Origin of the sequence: Nostoc sp. (assembly GCF_036917815.1) — a bacterium.
GTDB lineage: Bacteria > Cyanobacteriota > Cyanobacteriia > Cyanobacteriales > Nostocaceae > Nostoc.
In genome coordinates, this window is the sequence record NZ_JBALEK010000047.1 from 81,588 (window position 1) to 101,930 (window position 20,343).

General features: G+C 41.4%; 17 protein-coding genes. 6 read left to right on the forward strand and 11 right to left on the reverse strand.

Annotation, left to right across the window (positions count from 1 at the left end; translation table 11 throughout):
• Positions 1 to 343 precede the first annotated feature (343 nt).
• Positions 344 to 733 (forward strand): hypothetical protein, encoded by a 390-nt coding sequence (locus V7K97_RS13670; protein WP_334801578.1) that lies wholly within the window; start codon positions 344 to 346, stop codon positions 731 to 733.
• A gap of 48 nt (positions 734 to 781) precedes the next feature.
• Here the strand turns inward: V7K97_RS13670 and V7K97_RS13675 are convergent, their stop codons facing one another.
• Both V7K97_RS13675 and V7K97_RS13680 read right to left on the reverse strand, forming a co-directional pair.
• On the reverse strand, positions 782 to 2,218 hold the full coding sequence (locus V7K97_RS13675; protein WP_334801579.1) for an AAA-like domain-containing protein: 1,437 nt from the start codon (positions 2,216 to 2,218) through the stop codon (positions 782 to 784).
• A gap of 366 nt (positions 2,219 to 2,584) precedes the next feature.
• Positions 2,585 to 2,980 (reverse strand): hypothetical protein, encoded by a 396-nt coding sequence (locus V7K97_RS13680; RefSeq protein ID WP_334801580.1) that lies wholly within the window; start codon positions 2,978 to 2,980, stop codon positions 2,585 to 2,587.
• A gap of 853 nt (positions 2,981 to 3,833) precedes the next feature.
• Between V7K97_RS13680 and V7K97_RS13685 the strand changes: the two genes are divergently transcribed.
• A complete protein-coding gene (locus V7K97_RS13685) occupies positions 3,834 to 6,599 on the forward strand; it encodes a zinc-dependent metalloprotease (protein WP_334801581.1) in 2,766 nt (921 codons plus the stop codon).
• A 275-nt stretch (positions 6,600 to 6,874) separates the two neighbouring features.
• Here V7K97_RS13685 and V7K97_RS13690 read toward each other — a convergent pair whose 3' ends face one another.
• Positions 6,875 to 7,762: an alpha/beta fold hydrolase gene (locus tag V7K97_RS13690; protein ID WP_334801582.1), complete on the reverse strand. Its 888-nt coding sequence runs from the start codon at positions 7,760 to 7,762 to the stop codon at positions 6,875 to 6,877.
• A 342-nt stretch (positions 7,763 to 8,104) separates the two neighbouring features.
• Here V7K97_RS13690 and V7K97_RS13695 point away from each other — a divergent pair, with 342 nt between their 5' ends.
• A complete protein-coding gene (locus tag V7K97_RS13695; protein ID WP_334801583.1) occupies positions 8,105 to 9,388 on the forward strand; it encodes an RNA-guided endonuclease InsQ/TnpB family protein in 1,284 nt (427 codons plus the stop codon).
• Positions 9,389 to 9,637: 249 nt separating this feature from the next.
• On the opposite strand, the gene V7K97_RS13700 is transcribed toward V7K97_RS13695, so the two are convergent.
• From V7K97_RS13700 to rpmI, 4 genes are all read right to left on the reverse strand, one after another.
• On the reverse strand, positions 9,638 to 10,162 hold the full coding sequence (locus V7K97_RS13700) for a tetratricopeptide repeat protein (RefSeq protein ID WP_334801584.1): 525 nt from the start codon (positions 10,160 to 10,162) through the stop codon (positions 9,638 to 9,640).
• A 138-nt stretch (positions 10,163 to 10,300) separates the two neighbouring features.
• Positions 10,301 to 11,116: a transporter substrate-binding domain-containing protein gene (locus tag V7K97_RS13705; RefSeq protein WP_334801585.1), complete on the reverse strand. Its 816-nt coding sequence runs from the start codon at positions 11,114 to 11,116 to the stop codon at positions 10,301 to 10,303.
• 12 nt (positions 11,117 to 11,128) lie between these two features.
• The gene (gene rplT, locus V7K97_RS13710; RefSeq protein ID WP_334801586.1) at positions 11,129 to 11,485 is read right to left on the reverse strand and encodes a 50S ribosomal protein L20; all 357 of its coding nucleotides are present in this window, start codon (positions 11,483 to 11,485) and stop codon (positions 11,129 to 11,131) included.
• A 19-nt stretch (positions 11,486 to 11,504) separates the two neighbouring features.
• A complete protein-coding gene (gene rpmI / locus V7K97_RS13715; RefSeq protein WP_069069782.1) occupies positions 11,505 to 11,702 on the reverse strand; it encodes a 50S ribosomal protein L35 in 198 nt (65 codons plus the stop codon).
• A 115-nt stretch (positions 11,703 to 11,817) separates the two neighbouring features.
• Between rpmI and V7K97_RS13720 the strand changes: the two genes are divergently transcribed.
• Entirely contained in the window at positions 11,818 to 12,333 is a 516-nt protein-coding gene (locus tag V7K97_RS13720) for a GrpB family protein (protein WP_334801587.1), read from the forward strand.
• A gap of 92 nt (positions 12,334 to 12,425) precedes the next feature.
• On the opposite strand, the gene V7K97_RS13725 is transcribed toward V7K97_RS13720, so the two are convergent.
• Together V7K97_RS13725 and V7K97_RS13730 are read right to left on the reverse strand one after the other, a co-directional pair.
• Positions 12,426 to 13,169 carry a class I SAM-dependent methyltransferase gene (locus V7K97_RS13725; RefSeq protein ID WP_334801588.1) on the reverse strand — a complete coding sequence of 248 codons (744 nt, stop codon included), beginning with the start codon at positions 13,167 to 13,169 and terminating at the stop codon, positions 12,426 to 12,428.
• Between the two features lie 217 nt (positions 13,170 to 13,386).
• Positions 13,387 to 15,945: a UvrD-helicase domain-containing protein gene (locus V7K97_RS13730; RefSeq protein ID WP_334801589.1), complete on the reverse strand. Its 2,559-nt coding sequence runs from the start codon at positions 15,943 to 15,945 to the stop codon at positions 13,387 to 13,389.
• Positions 15,946 to 16,126: 181 nt separating this feature from the next.
• Between V7K97_RS13730 and V7K97_RS13735 the strand changes: the two genes are divergently transcribed.
• Positions 16,127 to 17,356, forward strand: coding sequence for an ATP-binding protein (locus tag V7K97_RS13735; RefSeq protein ID WP_334801590.1), 1,230 nt, complete (start codon positions 16,127 to 16,129; stop codon positions 17,354 to 17,356).
• Positions 17,357 to 17,681: 325 nt separating this feature from the next.
• Here V7K97_RS13735 and V7K97_RS13740 read toward each other — a convergent pair whose 3' ends face one another.
• Positions 17,682 to 18,770 carry a RuBisCO accumulation factor 1 gene (locus V7K97_RS13740; RefSeq protein ID WP_334801591.1) on the reverse strand — a complete coding sequence of 363 codons (1,089 nt, stop codon included), beginning with the start codon at positions 18,768 to 18,770 and terminating at the stop codon, positions 17,682 to 17,684.
• A 215-nt stretch (positions 18,771 to 18,985) separates the two neighbouring features.
• A complete protein-coding gene (locus tag V7K97_RS13745; RefSeq protein ID WP_334801592.1) occupies positions 18,986 to 19,171 on the reverse strand; it encodes a hypothetical protein in 186 nt (61 codons plus the stop codon).
• Positions 19,172 to 19,228: 57 nt separating this feature from the next.
• Between V7K97_RS13745 and V7K97_RS13750 the strand changes: the two genes are divergently transcribed.
• The gene (locus V7K97_RS13750; RefSeq protein ID WP_334801593.1) at positions 19,229 to 20,167 is read left to right on the forward strand and encodes a response regulator; all 939 of its coding nucleotides are present in this window, start codon (positions 19,229 to 19,231) and stop codon (positions 20,165 to 20,167) included.
• Positions 20,168 to 20,343: the final 176 nt, after the last annotated feature.

The following is a 20,343-nucleotide window of genomic DNA, read 5'->3' on the forward strand; positions in this document are numbered from 1 at the left end:
GTTCGGTTAAGGCAAGAGACGCGATAAATCGCCGTCTTTGCTGGTATGCATTTAGCAAAATAGGTCGTTTCCGGCTTGTATTAATCATTCTTTGATGGTGGATAGACGCCCGTTATCGGAGGATTCATGTAAACACATTCGCAGAGCGTCTCGTCAAGAAGCAATAGCCAAGTTTAGATTGCGATCGCCTATCATAATTTACTTTTTAACTATCTTCTTAACTGTCTTATCTGTCATTGCATTTTATTGGCGATGGCGAGAAAATTCAACTGTGACACTCACAAACCGTTTTCAACAATGCAATTATCTCAATACACTCCATTTTTTTTGAGGAGAAAAAATCATGAGTTCATTCAATCAAAGGCAATGCCTGATATTAACACAAGGTAAAGATATTCATCTGTCTGGTAATTCCATTCAAACCGAAAATTTTGCTATTCAAAAGACCCTACGGAATGGTGGAAAAATCCGTTTCAAAATTCGTTATTGTGCTGAACTACAGGGTTTCTGCCTGCTGGAAGTTTTTTTGATGAAAGCGCAGAATGGAACACAAATTGCTAATATGAGTATTCCTAATGGTGGTTCAACAGTTAATGCTCAACAACAGGAGCAAGAATTTAGTATCTGGGAGCCAGGAGATTATTACTTCCTTTTCAAAATGTCTTGCAATAATGGAATATTTTATATCGAGGATTATCAGCTTTATTGGTCAGCTAGTATTTTGTCAAATTAGTTTTGAGGATATGGTGGGCGCGAGAGAAAGAGTATCTGATAGTTTTTATCAAGCACGTTTTTGTAATGATTTATATTCAAGTTCAGCAACGCCTAGTTGTTTTTTAAAGTAAGCACGGTAGAGTTCGCAACGTGGTAAGATGCGATCGCCTTCATAAGCGATCAACCCCAAGCTTTCGAGCTTATGAGCGTCGATGGGATTGATCAGAATGCTTTGTTTTGCGCCCACAACTTCAACGTATGTTTTTACCAAACTGGGATTTTCTTGCAGGATTGCCCAGTGTCGCCATAAATGATAACGATAAATACCGCCGTTAGCGATCGCATCTTGTATCAGTTTTTCTAAGGTGATTTTTTGACAGCAGAGATAATACATAGCAATGCGAATCAGTGCTGGATGTCCCCCCAGAAGAGACATTAGTTGCTTAACTTCCTTACTAGAAGTCCAGTCTAGCCCATGCCGTTGGGCTAAGTATTCTACTTGGCACTCAGTAAATTCTGGCAGATGGATCGGTAGTCCAATATTAAATGGGGAGCGGTTGATATCCAGCGACACATATACTTCTGTGGAGTAAACCACCACTAGCCTCAGTTTCTGCCAGTTAGTATCTTGTCGTGCTTCCTCATACCAAGAGCGCAACAAACTAAAGAACTCCTGAGCAATTTGAGGATATTCAAAAAAGCGGTCAACCTCATTTAACACTAAAACTACTGGATTTTTACTCTGCTTGAGCAAATAAGATTGCAAATATACACTGCAACTCAACTTACACCCTATTTCCTGATCCCATTTGTCATCTAGCTTGGGGTTAATGCCTAATTCTGTGGCAATTTGCCAGCAAAGACTACGCAAAAGCTTGTTTAAGTCTGTCAGACAACTAGAATCGATTTGGTTGCAATTCAGGTTTACCGTACTATAACCTTGCATCTGGGCAAAGGCTAACAGCCGCAATACAAGAGAAGTTTTACCCATCTCTCTTGGCGCTCGAATCCGAATCACACTACCTGCTTGAATTACTTCTCGATAAACTAGTTCCTCAATGGGGGGACGTTCGACATAGAAGGGGGAATCTAGGGGTACGGGACCATCTGGGTATGACCAAAGATTTTCGAGTGGATCATGGTGTTGAGTAGCAAATGAATCTAAGAATAAAGACGGAGATCCGCTGTCTAAACTCAGCGAGAGAGTTAGAGACTTTTCAGTATAATTCGGTTCACTCAGGATTGCATAGTCTTCTCTATTTAATTCTAGGTTAAAGGCACTAAAGCACAATTTCAGGGTTTTTTGATCTACGCCTGTATTCAACGACCATAATCGGTTTAGAGTTTTGGTAGAGACATTCATGCGATCGCCTAAATCTTCTAGAGTGAAGTGAGCGCCACTATTTTGTGCCTTTTCCATAGCCAGAATCGCCGCTTGTAAACGCTTTAGCCCAGCGATCGTTAGGACAAGTCCCCGCTTTCTCGTACTCTTAGATTGCTTCATGTCGCTAATTATCTATCTGCTTTTTTTCTTTACCGTCTTAGCTATCTCCTCATTGTTTCATGTTTTCAAACAGTTATTCAACAGTTACTTAGCTGCTCTTCAATTATTGGTTATTTAGTAAAAAAATATACATATTCTCTTGTAGAAAATGAACTAATCCGGTATAAATAAATATAAATGTTACATAACTGATGTCGTCCGTAAGACAATGGGCAGAGTTTTGCAATCATAGCCCCCTATCGTTTGCGGGGAGGGGGCTGGGGGTGGGGTTGCTGTACCTCAATTCGACAGATAAACGCTATATCATTTATCGGCTATCGGCGAAAAGTTATTAGTACTCGCAGATAGCAGAGCGTAATAACACATTTAGCGCCGAACTTTGTTAGAGATATCTTTGCCTGTCTGCGCTGCACTGTCCCCTACATCACTAGCAGTTTTCTGGGCACCCTCTACGTACCCAGATCCAAATTGTTTAAAGGCTTCTGCTGACTCTTCACCAATCTTTTTAAGTCGTTCACCAGGAGAACCTTCCGTTTCCCGAGCTTCTTTATTCCATTCACCTATTGTCTTCGGTCTTTGAGAATCATCTTGTTGTACCTGTTCGCGAACTCTTTCACCTAAGGCTTTGTCATTGTCTCCATAACCAACATTCGTCGCCAGCATTAGAAAACCAACTAGGACAACAGCAAAAAAACTTTTTACCTGAAGTCCTTTAAGTAGGCAACTGATGTGACTAATCATTCTAGAAATCAAATTTATCATGCCAATTAACTTGTTTATTGGAGTACCAATAAAGATTAACTATAAAAATTTAATTATCCTTCTAACAAAAGGCATATCTCGGTTATGAAAAATATTAGATGAGGCTATGCACAGCTTGATCGATGTGAGGTTTTGATATGTACTTGATGCACCCGCTAACTCACATATTGCACCTAGTCCTGGCGATTAGAAATCGCGGCTATAGCGTTTCTCAATCTAGTGAGGTATATCTTAAGCCCCCTCTCGAAGAGCGGGGAGGGGGTTGGGGGTGGGGTTCTTGTACCTCACAAGGGCCGAGAACCGCTATATACAAACAAAGTGTGGGTTTTGTCTGTGTAGCCGGGACTTCTAGTCGCCTGGTGCAAGATATAAGCTAACCGCTATAGCTGCTAAAGAACAGTTTTCTTAGAAGTCTCACTCTTTGTTTATAAATCATGCTTAAGATTTCTTCGGCTCTCAAATGTAACACTAAATACATTTTTAATGCTACATTTGGTTTTTAATACAGATAGAAGTAAAAAACATATATCTTTAGTTTTAAAAATTATCTATCTTCAGACATAAATGCCTAATGGATAATTTCTAAAGAGTTACTAATAACAATCAAATAGCCATACGACTTTTAGGCTAGTACAGTGGGGCGGAAGTTTGCCTACCTTTAACAAGTTGGTTGAGCAACTCGTCTAGTTAATTGAGATGGTAGCTGGATTTCTGCTGTGCTGTATTAGAGGCATTGTTTATCTGACTGAGTGGATTTGTATCCTAATCTCTAGATATTTGCAGGGATTACAGACGAAAAACTACTCGACATTTTTCAGTAACACGAGAACTGCTTCAGGTGGAAAGCCCAAGGATGAAATACTGGATAAGGAAATTAGCAATTTGTATAGTATTATTGTGTAGCTTGTTCTTACCAACTGATTATGCAGGAGCAAACCAACTTTCAAATAGTTCAAATATTGATGTGCAGCAATTAAATGCACTCCCAGCAGTGAAAAACTCGGCAAGTGTTGACAATAATCTGACTGAGATTAGAAAGGAGGATTTTTGCCGATTTAATGGGACTGTTAATCGGATTGATAAACTAGAAGGACTCTTCACAATTTATTGCAGTGATGATTCGGGCAAAATTTACTTAGAAATTAAACCAGAGCAGCTAAATAAAGACTACCTAGCGATAGTGACATTGGAATCGGGTGTTGGAGAAAGTGGGATTTATAGTGGATTACCTCTTTCTGATTTTCTCTTCTACTTCCGACGAGTAAATAATAGATTGCATTTTGTTGTGCGTAATGTTAAATTCCGTACAGACAGTAGAGCAGAACAGCGATCGCTTGCTCGTTCATTTAGCGACTCAGTTCTTTATTCACTCGATATAATCACTATTAATCCAACAAATCAAAATATTTTAATCAACCTCAATGAACTGCTAATGCAGGATTTTCCGGGATTAAGTACCCTATTGAAATACTCTTTGCAGGCTGATTACCGCTTAGATGCACGTAAGTCATATTTTGGCGATATGAACAGCTTCCCAGAAAACGTAGAAATTGATTCGATTTACGGTTTTTCATCACTAGAAGGATCGAATTTAGTCACCGTACCCGATAGCAGGGCACTCAACCTGAAGGTACACTACAGTTTTTCTCAGTTGAGAGAAAACAATGGTTATATTCCCAGACTTGCCGATGACAGAGTGGGATATTTTATTACGGCTTTCCAAGATTTCTCTAACAAGAATCCTCACGAATCTTATGTACGTTATATCAATCGCTGGCATCTAGAACCAGCCGATCCTAACGCCCCCTTATCTCCACCCAAAAAGCCAATTGTGTATTGGATTGAAAATGCTGTGCCACTAGAGTACCGCGATGCAATTCGTGAAGGCGTTTTGATGTGGAACAAAGCATTTGAAAAAGCCGGATTTCAAAATGCCATTGAAGTGCAACAAATGCCAGATGATGCTGATTGGCAACCAGCAGATGTACATTACAACACTATTCGCTGGTTCAATTCTTTAGATGCAGGTTTTGCCAGAGGACCGATGCGCGTCAACCCATTCACCGGGGAAATAGTGGATGCAGATATCATCGTAGATGCCAAGATGGTGCGTTTAGTTCAGCAAGAATATCATGCACTGATGGAAGCAAATTCATCTTTCGATGGACACTCTTTCCAAGTTGGCAAAAACCCATGTCAAGTCCTTTGGGGAAGCCAGGAGCTAGGAGCTAGGAATCAGAAGGCAAATACTAATAATTATCTTCTATCTTCTTCTGAGTTCTGCTATAGTATGGAATCCTCAGATCAAGCAGCTATGGGGGCGCTGGCGTTGTCAATTTTGCCAGACACTGCACCCAGTAGTGAAACGATGAAGGAATATGTGCATCAATATTTGCGTTCTATCATCGCTCACGAAGTCGGGCACACTCTGGGTTTACGCCACAACTTTCATGGCAGCACTATGTTAGCGCCTGAAGAATTAAATAATACTGAAATCACTCACACTAAAGGTTTAGTGGGTTCGGTGATGGACTATCTACCTGTGAATATAGCACCACAGGGCGTACAGCAAGGTGACTATTTCCCAGGAGTTGTTGGACCTTATGACGAATGGGCAATTGAGTATGGTTATAAGAAAAACCCATCAGCAACACTTGAGGCGATTATTCCCGAATCAGAAAAAAGTTTTTTGGAGCAGATTGCACTAGCGTCGCCTCAACCAGAATTATCTTATGCAACTGATGAAGATATCTGGGACATGAATCCTTTGGCAAATGTCTGGGATATGAGTAGTGATGTGTTGGTTTATTCGCAGTGGCAAATGGATAATGCCCGTTTTATGTGGCAACGCCTTGATAAGGGTTATCTATCGAAAGGGGAAAGCTATAGTAACCTGCGCCTGAGATTTAATGGAGTACTTAAATATTATTTTCGGAATGCCAGCTTGCTTTCTAAGTACATTGGTGGACAATCTTTTCAGCGCCTCCATGCTAGTGATGATGCTGCTTGGGCATTTGTACCAGTTTCACTTTTAAAACAACGTCAGGCATTGACGAAGTTACAAGAATATGTGTTTGCTGAGGATGCTTTCAGTTTTTCACCAGAATTGCTCAATCAACTAGCACCATCGCGTTGGGAACACTGGGGTAGTTCTGCACCGAACAACCGCCTTGATTATCCAATTCACGATCGCATTTTGAGTTTGCAAAGTGCGATATTGCGATCGCTATTAGACAGCGATCGCCTGAATCGTTTACAAGATATAGAATTAAAAACTCTGCCTGGGCAAGCACTTTCCATTCCAGAACTGTTAGACACTCTGCAAACAGGCATCTGGACAGAAGTTTTCGCCCTAGGAGAACCAAAGCCAATTTCTAGCATCCGCCGTTCATTGCAACGGGAACATCTGAGTATTTTACTACAGATGATGTTGGGTACTACTAATACACCTGAAGATGGGCGGACATTGGCTTGGTATGAATTGCGCCAACTGCAAAAAGCCATTGATGTCAGACTCAAACAAGTTAGTCAAAGCCTTGATATTTACACATTAGCTCACTTAGAAGCTTCTGGCGATCGCATAACTAAAGCATTAAATGCACAGTTACTTTCTAGATAGGCATTGGGGATTGGGTATTATAGCGCTTCTCGTTTGTATGCAATACACTCTGACCTCACTTCCATTCCTCTCTCCTAAAAGGAGAGAGGCTTTGAATCTTACCCCCCAACGCTAGTAGGGAAGGTTTAACTTCAGCTTAGTTATCTTTATTTGCTTGACGCAATCCTTTGAATCTTACCCCCCAACGCTAGTAGGGAAGGGGCTGGGGGTTAGGTCTGTATTTGACTCAACTTAGAGGCGCTATAATTATTCTCCCTCATCTCCCCACTCCCCACTCACCCAAGATACCGTTGCAATAGACCAATAACAACCTCTGGTACTTCCAAATGAGGTAATATTCCGGCATCTGCGATCGCATAAAAATCTTGAATTGCACCTGGATTTAAATTTGCCAAGCGTTGTCCTAATTGAATTTTGGTAAATTGTGCCTTTTCTCCCCAAAATATCACTGTGGGAATTGTCAGTTGTTGAATATATAAACTCAGATCAAAGTAAAGATCGCCCCGTAAAAATGCTAAGGCGGCAAACTTGGCATTAGGTTGTTGTGCAGAAGTTAAATAAGCCTCCACCGTCTCTTGGGATAGTCTTTGTGACTTAGCAAACAGAAAACTTTGCAAAAAATTTCGGACTGCAATTTCATTTTCAGCACCAAGGATATAAATAAAATTGTCCAACAGAGGCGCATTGATTACCGAAAGCGGAAGTCTGCGTCCAGCACCCTGTCCAAAATCATCAAATCCAGAGGGAGAAACCAAAAACAGTGCTTTGAATAAATTGGGTTGAACAATAGCTAGGCGGATAGCAAAAGCGGCTGTGAGAGACGAGGCTACCAGCGTCACGGGCTGACGACAAGTTTGGATGATAAACTCTGCGATCGTGCTGAGATAATCCCTAATTTGATAATCCCGCACTGGATGAGCCGATTCTCCCCAACCGATGAGATCGGGGGCTAAAATGTGGTAATTAGAGGCAAAAGCTGGGTAAACTTTAGACCATTCATAAGCAGACGCTCCACCACCAAAGTTATGTAGAAACAGTAGTGGAGGTAAATTTTCAGTATCAGCAATTGCCCAAGGTGCATTAGTTTGGGTATAGTAAACCATTGCCCCCAAGGATGTATGCATGATTTTATGTCCAAAGCCAGGAGGTTGAAACTTAAGCATAAAATTAACAAGTTTACTTGAAAATAAAATTACCAAGTATAAAAGTAAAGCTTACAGATAAATCTGGGAGTAAATAAACTTTTTATTTATAGCAGGGGACTGGGGACACTTCGACAAGCTCAGTGCATCGCTGGGGACTAGGGACTGGGTTGAAAGTCTTTTTATATATAGGTTTTATCATCAGTTAATGTCCTAACCTCCTTGTCCGTTGCTATACTATAGCGGTTATCGGTTGAGTGAGGTATTATAAAACTTTAAACAAAATATAGTCTAACCTAGTCAGGTATAGTCTTTCATCCCCTGGTTCATGGTAAAATAATCTAGTCATGCATAATCAAGAATATGCGTCAAGTAGAAAAGCACATAATCAAAGAAGGACATGAATGGTTTGATTATTGCAGCGAGATTACCACTATTTCCCGACAGATTTACAACACCGCTCAATTCACCCAACGTCAAGGTTTTTTCTACGGATGGGGAACTCAAACCCAAGCTAGCTTAGACACTTTATTTAAACAAAACGAGAACTACAAAGCCTTACCCGCAAAAGTAGCGCAACTCGTATTAAAGCAAAATGCAGATGCCTGGATTGCTTACTACAAGGCATTGGCAGCTTATAAAATCGACAGGGCTAAGTTCACAGGGAGACCAAAACCACCTAATTATGTTGATGATAAAAACTTAGTTAAGTTTAATAATCAAGCAATTGGTAAAAGAGAATTTAGCAAGGGTTCGGTAGTTCCTTCGATGTCGCCAATTAAGATTCCGGTAAAACCTGGACTAAAGTTTGAGGACTTATGCGAAGTACGAATTATCCCAAAAACTGGATGCTATGCGATCGAGGTAGTTTATGAAATTCCTCAAACAAGTGAGTTCAATTGTCGTTTAAACCCTGAACTGAATGCGGCCATAGACATTGGTTTAGACAATCTAGCGACGATTGTTTTTAACGACTTAGCAATACAGCCGATTATTGTAAATGGCAAACCATTAAAATCAGCAAACCAGTTTTACAACAAGCAGATTGCAAAGTTTCGAGGAATTCTTGCCAAGGGTTTTGGGAAATCAAGGCGAATTGCAAACATCGTTCGTAACCGTAATCAATTCGTAGATTCATATTTACATCAGTCCACAAAAATGATTGTGGATGAACTTCTATCTCTTGGTGTAACTCACGTATCAATCGGTAAAAACGAACAATGGAAAACACGTCTTAATTTAGGTAAACGTACAAACCAGAATTTTACTCAAATACCACACCTCTTATTTATCGAAATGCTGACTTATAAATTAGAACGAGTTGGCATCACCGTTAAAGTTGGAGAAGAATCTTACACGAGTAAGGGTTCTTTTATTGATTGGGACAATATCCCAATTTATCACCCTAACAATAAGGTAAAGCACATCTTCTCAGGAAGGCGTGTGAAAAGAGCGTGGTATCTCAGTAAGGCTGGTTTGAAGATTCATGCCGACGTGAACGCCTCTTTCAACATCGGCAGAAAAAGTAATCCTGAAGGGTTTGACTCTCTCAAGTCTATTCTAAGGGATAGGGGGTGTCAGGTAGTACATCCAAGGCGGATAACTCCACTATTCAAGCGTGTCCATGCTAAAAGTAGAGTTGCTTAAAGCTAAGTTGCAAACGTCTGACTATATTTGACTATGTGATTTGGAACTATGAGAACCTCACCTCCAATCCCCTCCCCGCTCTTCGAGCTACGGTGTATACACAAGTCGAAAAAAGCTTGATTTTCCATTGTTTTTTCGTTTATCTCGTTCCCAGGCGGAGCCTGGGAACGAGATAAGTCCTATCAGCTAGGTTTTTAGGACTTGTGTATACACGGTAGGCTCTTCGAGAGGGCTATGATCCCTTAGCAATTACGCAGAAACCAAACGGCGTAAAGATTCAGCACGACGTTTAGCAATAGAGTTATTTGGAGCTAATTTGAGTGCTTCTTCGTAGGTTTGTAACGCCTGAGTAGTTAATTTTTTCTTCTCGTAGGCGTGAGCGAGATTATTCAATCCTGTAACGTAGTCTGGTTTAGATTTGAGAGCTTCTTTGTACTGACGAATTGCTAAGTCATATTGCTCTTGGGTAAAATAAATATAGCCCAGTCCGTTGTAAATGGGGGCGATATCTTCTTCTCCCTCTTCTTCAGAAGCTTTGAGAGCTTTTTGAAATAGCGCGATCGCTTGGGAATACATTTTTTTTTCGGAATAAATACTGCCTAACTCATAATATTCTTGAGTCGTACCCTTTTCTTTCTCTAACTTCTTTCGCAACCTGGCAAAAGAGCCTTCAACCTTGCGAGTTTTGAAAATCTGGCGAAACACACTCACGGCTGCAATTGTGAGTATAACCACCAAAATTGAGAGATAAACAACGGCTAGACTGTTATCCATTGCTGCAAATATTATAAAGTTCCTTCTCTAATCTATTATCAGGCTATTGGGGATAAGGGAGATGAGGGAGATGAGGGAGACAATTCTTAACTCCTGTACAGACGCAATTAATTGTACAGACGCGATTAATCGCGTCTCTTACGGTAAACCCCAATATTGAGAGCGTTGCAAGAGCCAACCATTTTCTAAGTAACGAGCGATCGCTTGATTCACATTTCGTCTTAACTCATCATATTGCAATCCCTTGGGCATTACTACAGACAAGGGTTCAGTTGATAGCTTAGTTGGCAGTAGCCGATATTGAGGATATTGTTGTACCCAACCGCTCAAAACGCTAGCATCTGCGGCAAAGGCGACGGCGGCATTACTTTCTATTTTCTCTCGCGCTTCTTCATAAGAATTCACTCCTACTAACTCGGCCCTTGGCAGATAGTACCGCACTTGAGCGATAGTACTGGAGTTGTTGAGTACAGCAATTTTTTGTTTTGCCAAATCACTCAACTTTTGCACAGAGGTATCTTTTGTAACTAATACAGTGCCATCAAAATAGTAGGGAACACTGAAACTAACTATGCGACTGCGTGATTCGGTTGCTGTGACTCTAGCGATCGCAAAATCAACTTTCTTGTCTAAGACTACAGATAAGCGATCGCGATTCGCTACAGGTTTAAATTTCACACTATCAGCTTTACCAAGCAAATCAGCTGCCAAATGCTTTGCTAAGTCAATTTCTAAGCCTTGCAAATTACCGTTATCATCTCTAAATCCCAAGGGACGCAAGTTATCTTTAACGGCAACATTTAGATAGCCTCGCTGCTGAATTTCTGACATTTCGGCAGCAGATGCAGTTAATCCCGTCCCCACTATGGAAAAGCAAAAAATCCAAAAAATAGTGGCGGATAATACCAGATGTAACCGAGTAATTACTTGCCATCTGTTACATCTGTTATACATCCCTTACCACCTTTATCCTTTAGCTTGAATTGCTAATTCCGCAACTTTGCCGAAGCTGGCTGGATCGAGGATTGCCAATTGTGCCAACATCTTGCGATTGAGCAGGATATCAGCTTTTTTCAAGTTACCGATCAACTGGCTGTAGCTTAAGCCGTGTTGCCTGGAAGCAGCGTTGATGCGGGTGATCCAGAGGCGACGGAAATCGCGCTTTTTCTTTTTGCGATCGCGGTAGGCACTCCGTAGCGCCTTCATCACTTGTTGGTTGGCAGTTCTAAACAGAGTTGAATGGGAACCGCGAAAACCTTTAGCTAGTTTGAGAATTTTATTGCGGCGCTTCCGAGCTACATTACCGCGTTTTACCCGAGTCATAATTTATTTCCTGAAATACTTACAAATATGGGAGCATCAAGCGCACGTTGAGTTCATCGCGTTCATGTACAAGCGCACTCTGGCGCATACCACGCTTTTTATCGGAACTTTTATGTTCTAAAAGGTGGCTTTTGAAAGCCTTACGACGGACGATTTTGCCGGTGCCGGTGGCACGGAATCGCTTCGCTGCTGCTTTACGAGTCTTTAGTTTAGGCATGGTCTAGCTTTAGTTCGACACGATCCATTATTATATACTATGAAAATTGCTATAACTGCAATTAAATAAAGGATTTAAGCAGTTGCGATCGCTGTAGAGCAAATTAATTTCACCTATGGATGAGGTCAATATAGTCGAATATGACCCACGTTGGCAGATTTTGTTTACAGAAGAAGCCAAGCGGATTTGGCAGGCACTAGGCAATGACTTCGTTGTGGAAATTGAACATATTGGTAGTACCGCAGTACCAGGAATGGCAGCCAAACCAGTTATTGACATTATGGTGGGAATCCGTTCCTTAGTAAATGCAAAATCTACTATTCCAGCTTTAGCATCTTTGGGATACGTTTATTGGCGTGAAGACCCGCGTCCTGGACGGATGTTTTTTGTCAAAGGAATGCCACCATACGGAAAGCAACGTACTCATCATGTTCACATAGTCGAGATTGACAGCGAATTTTGGGAACGCAAGCTATTTTGTGACTATCTGAGAAAGCATCCTGAAGAAGCGAAACGTTACGAAGTTCTAAAACGCGATTTGGCGGCAAGTTTTCGGAGCGATCGCGAGGCTTATACCAATGGTAAAAATGACTATATCCGTGCTTTGATGGTCAAAGCACGTTGTGAGTAAATGGGGAAAAATCAAACTCATTGATTACAAAGTTATGATTATGAATATTGATAATTTGTTATTGAATATTTATCACTATTCATAACTCCTAACTATTGAGAAGACTGAACGTTCTTTTGATTATAACGCCACAAGCCTAACGATAAATTATTCTTAGGAATTTTTTGATTGCGGTTATCAAGTTCAAAGTATAGCTTCCCAAGATAATTATCCAATATTCTCACATGAACATTATTCAGGTGGTAATACAAAGGATAAATTTCTACTAGTTCAAATCCTTTATTTGGAAGAATCTGATTGTAAGTATCAAGGCATCTGGCTTGAACATGGTTTCCTATGCGCTTATCAGAAGAAGCACCAAACCAATCTGTCAAAAGCAGCAAACCACCATCTTTTATACTTCTTGCAATGTTGTCCAGTGCCTGGTTAAAAAGGTTAGGATCAACAATATGGTAAATTACATCCCAGATATTTACTATGTCAAACTTATTATTGAAAAGACTAAAATTTGAATCAGTTATGTCTTGTGTATAGAATTCGCATTCATGCTTTTGCTTGAGTTTTTCAATGCTTACATCAGTAATGTCGATCCCAGTGATATTTGCTCCTTTTCCGATATACCAATTAACGAAAAAGCCTGTACCGCAGCCGATATCAAGTACATTCTTTCCTTGTAAACTCGTTCCACTCAGACAAGAGTCTATACATAGTTCTTTTCTGCGGTAAAGCCAATTGTTATAAGACTCACTAAATCCTATATGACCTACACCTTTAAGTGTAAAATTACTATTTAGTCGTTGCTCCCAATATTGCCTTGGATTGTAAGTATTAGACATGAATTTCTCTCTTCCTACTTCCAAAGTTATTTCAACTAAATAGTACACCAAAAGTTAGACTTAATTTTAATGTTTGAAATACTACATAAAAATTAAACTTTCTATATATTAGGACTAATATTTGATTTGATTTTTGAAAACATCCTGTGGCTGAAAAGCCGATTTTATAGCAGGGGACTGGGGACTGGGTTGAAAGTCCGTTTGTATATAGGTTTTATCATCTCGCTAAATTCACCACACATTCAGGAAACTGGCGCTTTAATGCTGGAAACACCGGACAAGGCGCTTGTTCTTGTAAATTATCCGGTTTACTCCAAGTAAAGGGGGCTTTCTGTGCCGCAGACATCCACAACAGCAGCTTTGCTCGTGTCATGGCAACATAAAGTAAACGATACTCTTCAGATGTTTTCAGATTCTTTGCCACCTCCCATGCCTGACTAACATCCGGTATGACAGATTCTTCGTGGAGTGTGGCGCGAATTTGGGCGCGGGCTACTTCTGATAAGGTAAAGTCGCCTAAAAATTGGCTTTGGGGAGGAACCCAAAATCTGCCAGGAATCAAGTTTTCGTGGAGAAAGGGAAGAAAAACATAGTCCCAATCTAGCCCTTTCGCTTTGTGCATGGTGATAATTGTCAGTTGACCGCGACGGGTGTAACGTTCTTCCGAATCTTCGGTTTCCACTGGTTCAAACCGTTCAGAACTGACGATTTCACTTAAAGCTGCCAGCATTCCCCCCATCGAACTATTACCAGCTATCTGTTGATTAACCCGTTCTGCGAGTTTGTCAGCAGTTGCTAATTCTGCCTGGTCGTAATTTAAGGTCAAGGCGAGGAAAGAAATTAACTGGTACAGGGGCAATTCCAACCGAGCGCGGAGTAAACTACGACACAAGCGTGCAGCTTTTTGTACTGTTTCCGACTGGGTTGCTGCTAGGGGACTAGGATACAAAAACTCTTCGGGTAGACTAGCAAGGGCGTTGAGGTCTTGGGTAGGAATTAACTGGCGCTGTACTAATGCTTCTAGGGCGGCTTTGAGATAATCGGGGGAGTGGGGGCGATCGCAAAATTGCAATAATGCCAAAATTTCTTGGGGGACATGGGAACGGCGATCGCGTTCTCCCACATCATAAAGTATAATTTTACGCTCTTTACATACCGTTGTTAGAGCCTCTGCTAACCATCTTCCTTGGCGATTTTCTCTGACTAAAATCGCTGCACTATTTTGTGTTGGATCTTCACCAAATAACTCAATCACTCTTTGAGATAACAATTCAACGGTGTGATGAATATCACGCGGTGTATAGAGTTCCAGTCCGCGTCCTACGGGTGCGGGGTTGGCATTAGGTTGAGGATCGCCAACTTCCACAGGGCGAATTGTCTGCAAGCGAAATGGTACTTGTCGGTTGTCAGGAGTTTGTTGTTTGTTGTTGGTTACTGCTAACCACTGATTATTGATCCATTTAAGGGCAAAGTTAGCAGCTTCAATGATCATTCTAGTACTGCGTCCAGCTTGATCCATCGTTGCCAATCGTTCGATGCGATCGCACTCTTCGCAAAATTGCCGGAAATAAATCGGATCGGCTGGGGTGAAAGTAGAGTTAATCGCCTGGTTGGGGTCGCCAACTCGGACTAAATTGAGTGGGGAGTTAGGAGAGACGCGATGAATCGCGTCTGTACAAGAATCAGCTGTAGAGACGCGATTCATCGCGTCTGGATTCATCGCGTCTGGATTCATCGCGTCTGGATTCATCGCGTCTGGATTCATCGCGTCTGGATTCATCGCGTCTGGATTCATCGCGTCTGGATTCATCGCGTCTGTATTGAGTGAAGAATCATCTCCCTCATATCCCCCATCACTCGCCAAAATTTCTAATAACTGCGTCTGAAGGGGACTAGAATCTTGGGCTTCATCTTCAAAGACGGCGAATACTTGCTTTTGCTCATAACGACGGGCGCTGTCATTTTCTAAAACGCGCAGTGCGGCTAAAATCATATCGTCGTAGTCAATGAAGTCACGCGATCGCATTAAGTTTTGATATTGTTCATACAATCCCGCCGCTACGCTCAAAATTGCATATTCGTCTGTGGTTTGTTTACTCCACTCCCGCAACAATTGTGCCGATATCCCAGAACTTTTTGCTTCATGAATTACTGTATTAGCCAATTCCGGCAATACTTCTGTTCGCAGCACTGATTGACGACGCAACCGTTCTGTCTCTTCTCCGTCAAATTGATGACCTTCTAATAACCGTAAATATATATCTGGATTATTTACAATCCATTGTTCTACAGCAGTTCTGATAAAGCGGTGACTTTGAGTTGGTGTAATTAATGTGACATTTTCTAACTGCAAACCGGATAAATCAGAATGGCGGTTGGCAATGTTCAACGCTAAACCATGTAGGGTATAGACAAAAAAGCCCGTCTGAGGTAAGGATAATTTCTTTAAATCTTTGCGGATCTTGGCTTTAATATTGGCAGCAGCAGAGCGAGTAAAAGTAACGACTACCAAGTGACGGCGGGAGGATGAACGCTCATATTGACGGGCGATCGCGATCGCCGCCGCCGCCGCCATCCCCGTAGATTTGCCTGCACCAGGAACAGCAGAAATAGCCAAAGGGCCAGATTGCCAATCAGCCATTTGCTGTTGTCCAGGGCGTAGACTGTTACGGATTGCGAGAATCTTCTCCTGTAAAGAAGGAACAGGCGATCGCTCTGACAATTCTGAGTGAAGTAATTCTTGAGCCACAGGAGCAGTAAATTTAGAATCGGACATATAAAATTTTATATTTTGAAGAAGAATTCTCCAAGCCAGAATTCAGAATTCAGCAATTTTTAGTGGAGTATTTCAACTCGTAACTTTTTTGTTGATCGCTAAACGTACATCTTAATGTTAGATTAGATTATCCTAATTTGATATCTTTATTAGCGCCAACTAACCAGAAAAATAAATAAACATGAAAATTAAACAACTAATTACAAAAGCACTTAGCTTACCTCATGATGCTATTTCTTATCATGTTAGTCAGGAATTAGCAGCTATTTACCCTAAAAAAGCATTACTAGAAAGTAATGACAGATCGTTCAACTTAGAAAATTACGCTGAGGCAAATCTCTGCAAAATTAAATATGATACTCAGATCCATAACCAGATGCTCACTGGGTGGAATGGCATGGAAAACCAAATTTATAAATATACTGAAAATGCCAGCTTTCAAGTTTCATGGCAAGAAAACAAACTTGATGTACTCTTAATGAGTTGGCATGTAGGAAATTGTAAAACTCGCTATGTTTGGATTTTGGCGAGTAGCACAGAAATAGCTCAAAACTTTTTTGCCGCAGTTTGTGATTGGAACTCACAAATTCGTGATGAACTTTTAGTTTTTGAAGATGGTTACTGGGATAAAAACCCAGACCTATTTCAATCTATTCAAAGCGCAACTTTTGAAAATCTCATCTTGCATAAAACTCTTAAAGAAGATATTCAATATGACCTAATAAACTTCTTTGCATCCCGTGAAACTTACGCCACTTACAGTGTCCCTTGGAAACGCGGTATTTTATTTATTGGCTCACCAGGGAATGGGAAAACGCATACAGTTAAAGCATTGATTAATCAAATGCAGCAGCCTTGCCTATACGTTAAAAGCTTTAAGTCTGAGTATGCTACTGATAGTGAAAATATCCGTCAAGTATTCAAACAAGCACGGCAGTCTGCCCCTTGTGCTTTAGTATTAGAAGATATTGACTCTTTATTGAATGATGAAAACCGCTCTTTCTTTTTAAATGAACTTGATGGCTTTGCCTCTAATCAAGGAATTGTGACCATTGCAACCACTAATCATCCAGAACGTTTAGATTCAGCAATTAGCGAGCGCCCCAGTCGTTTTGACCGCAAATATCATTTTGATCTACCAGCTATCCCAGAACGAGAAGCCTACATCACATTGTGGAATGATAAATTAAAAACTGCTATGGGCTTGTCTGAGCAGGGAGTGAGTCAGATGGTTGTATTAACCGAAGGCTTTTCTTTTGCCTACCTCAAAGAACTATTTCTATCCTCAATGATTCGTTGGATGACAGAGATGGAAACTGGTGCACTAGAGAAAATCATGATTTCTCAAGTGGCAATTTTGCGAGAACAAATGAGCAGCACAACTGTTAGCAGCAAAGATTTAGAAAAGTAAAATGAAAGAGCTTAAAAGGGAACAGGGAACGGGCAACAGGGAACAGGGAACACCCCATAATTAAAATTAGGGGATTTGTACAAGGACGTATTTTTTCTTGCGCTACGCGTCCCCTTAAAAAATGTTTTTATTTCTTTCATAAATAAATTTAGTTGCTCTGTACCCTAAATCTTCTCCTGGCAAAGACGCTGCGCGAACGGGGCTAATTCTTGCACTGTTAAGAGTTCCCTCTTCCCTGTTCCCGCCCCGAAGGGGCTTGGTCAAAATTCCTGGATTCTGAATTCTGAATTATTCTTCAATCCAAAATCCAAAATCCAAAATTGAATTATTCGTCAATCTGCCAAGAATCCTTAGTTAATTCTTCATCCAGAATTTTCTTAGGACGCACAATGATAATAATTTGTCCTAGTAGAGGAATTTCTGGCTCAGTTTCAAACCATTGAAAATCTAATTCTCCAGCGTTTTCAACAACAAAGTAGCTAGAGGCATCCCATTGTCGTTGGGCACGATCTATTACTACTACAACTAGCCCTATTTGGCTTTGGGTTTGGATGGGAAAGCGATCGCTATTCGCTAAAATTACCACCGGATCTTCTGCCGCCAACAGCACTTGCCAACCTGGTAAAGGTATCCAAGCTTGCTCTCCAGAAAACTTAACCATCCGAAATGGTTCAATTTCTGTCAATATCGGCACAGCTTGCAAGTCTTGCCGTGATAATGGCAACTCACCAACTACGGGCAAGATTCGGGGTAATTGTTCTTCAAATTCCAGGCGGTAAAAAGGTAAAATTGGCGCTGGACGCTGAGGAACGGTAGTAAAATCAGTTAGTAGCTGTTCGATTTGTTTCCTGGCTGCTGGCGTGTGAGCAAAACGCAAACCTTTAGCAATTAGGCGCGATCGCTGTTGTAAATCTGTATTTTGGCGTGCGAGTTTCCAAACTTGGTGAGCAACAGCATCCCCAGGATGGGCAGAAAACCCTTCTGGCAAATTCCGGTAATAGGAGAACTCTTTCAGTGCTTTTGCTACTTCCCGCGCCTCATCAGCATCAACGTTGTGGACAAAGATCAATTCGGCGGCGGCGGCGCGTTCTTCTTGGGTGAGCAAACGCAGTTCGTATAAAACATCACTGCCGCGTGTGGCATAGTGCGATCGCGTTGATTCCGATACTCCAGACTTTTCCAAAGAATTGTAAACTTGGGAACCAACAACCACCTGATTTTGTTGAATTGGCTCAAATCCAGTCGCCTCAAAAATGTCTTGGGGATTGTAACCGGCTTTTAGCAACGAAGCGATCGCCGTTCCCCATTCCACCCAGTTGCCTTGTTTTTGCCTCAGCCTTCGCAGTAACTCTTGTGCTACATCGTTCGTAGCATTGTCTTCGGGATTCTGAGTGTTGGGTGGTAGATCAGTCATAATCGGAGTGCAAGCTTCAACTTGAGAGGTTAGTGAAAACCTCATGAGCAAGTCTTATTCTAATCTATGAACTACCCACACCTACTGCTTTGAATATAGGGATTGGGGATTGGGAAGATTTGGATCGGGATTTAGACACCAACCAAAATAATCAAGGAATTTCTTACCCACTGGTTAAGTAGCTTTGCCGAAGTCTCCCGAATCCCTATCCCTAGTCACCAGCGATGCACTGAGCTTGTCGAAGTGTCCCTAGTCCCTAATTCAACCCGATCTAATTCAGAGCCAGGCAAGGTAGCTGGCGATCGCGGCAGGCAAATTTCCTCTGTAGCACTCACAATGATCATGTTTAAATATTCAACATAAGTCCGTAAAAACTCTTGATAAATTTCCGCTATTCTCAACTAAGCTTGGTATGGAATATAACAAGATAATGAATATTTAAATAAAGGAAATATCTTATGGATAATCCCAGTCTCGAAACGGATAAAGTCCAATATCAAGTGATGACTCTCGAACGACCAAAAAAGCTGAAAATCTTGGTAGTTGACGATGAGCCAGACAATCTCGATCTACTTTATCGCACATTTCGACGCGACTTTAATGTTCTGAAAGCTGATAGTGGGGTTAACGCCCTACAAGTTTTGGCAGCAGAAGGTGAAGTAGCCGTGATTATCTCCGATCAACGGATGCCAGAAATGAAAGGAACTGAGTTTCTCAGCAAGACTGTACCTCAGTTTCCCGATACGGTGAGAATAATCCTCACCGGATTTACTGATATTGAAGACTTGGTAGAAGCAATTAATGCGGGTCAAGTTTACAAATATATCACCAAGCCTTGGGACCCAGGGGAACTGAAGGCGGTGGTGCAAAGAGCAGCAGAAACCTACGACTTGCTCAAGCAACGTACAGAAGAATTACGTCGCGCTCATGCTCAAATGGCGCTGCTAAGTGTTTTGGTACAGGTAACTCAAGCTGCTGCTAGCTTAGAGGAAACTCTGGCTCCAATTGCTAGGGCTGTGAGTGAGACTTTTGGGGCAGAAGGCTGTATCCTACAACTTACAGATGGAAATACTCTGGTTGCGACTCAAGGAACTTACAGTCATACAGGTACAATAGAAAATTGGTTATCTCAAGACCCACTTACAAGGGAAGCGATCGCCACCGGGAAAATCCAAGTGTCTTTAAATGTACTTAAAGACACTAAACTAGTTGATGCTATTCACTACCAAAATACGGGTGTGCAAGCACATTTAGTGATTCCAGTTAGCTACCGCAATGAACTTTTGGGCGTATTGTCCCTACAGTGGAAACAACCCTGCACTTTGCGAGAAGATGAATTAACACTAATTAATTTATCAGCCCAATTAGTGGCGATCGCTCTTACTAGTTGTCATTAGTCATTAGTCATTAGTCAAAAACCGATTCCCAATGCCCAATGCCCAATTCCCAATTCCCAATGTCCAATGACTAATGCCCAATGATATCATGTCCGCATAATTAGTTATGCTAACCACAGTCAATACACCCCACCCCCAGCCCCTAACAGCTTGCGGGGAGGGGAGACAAAGCATAG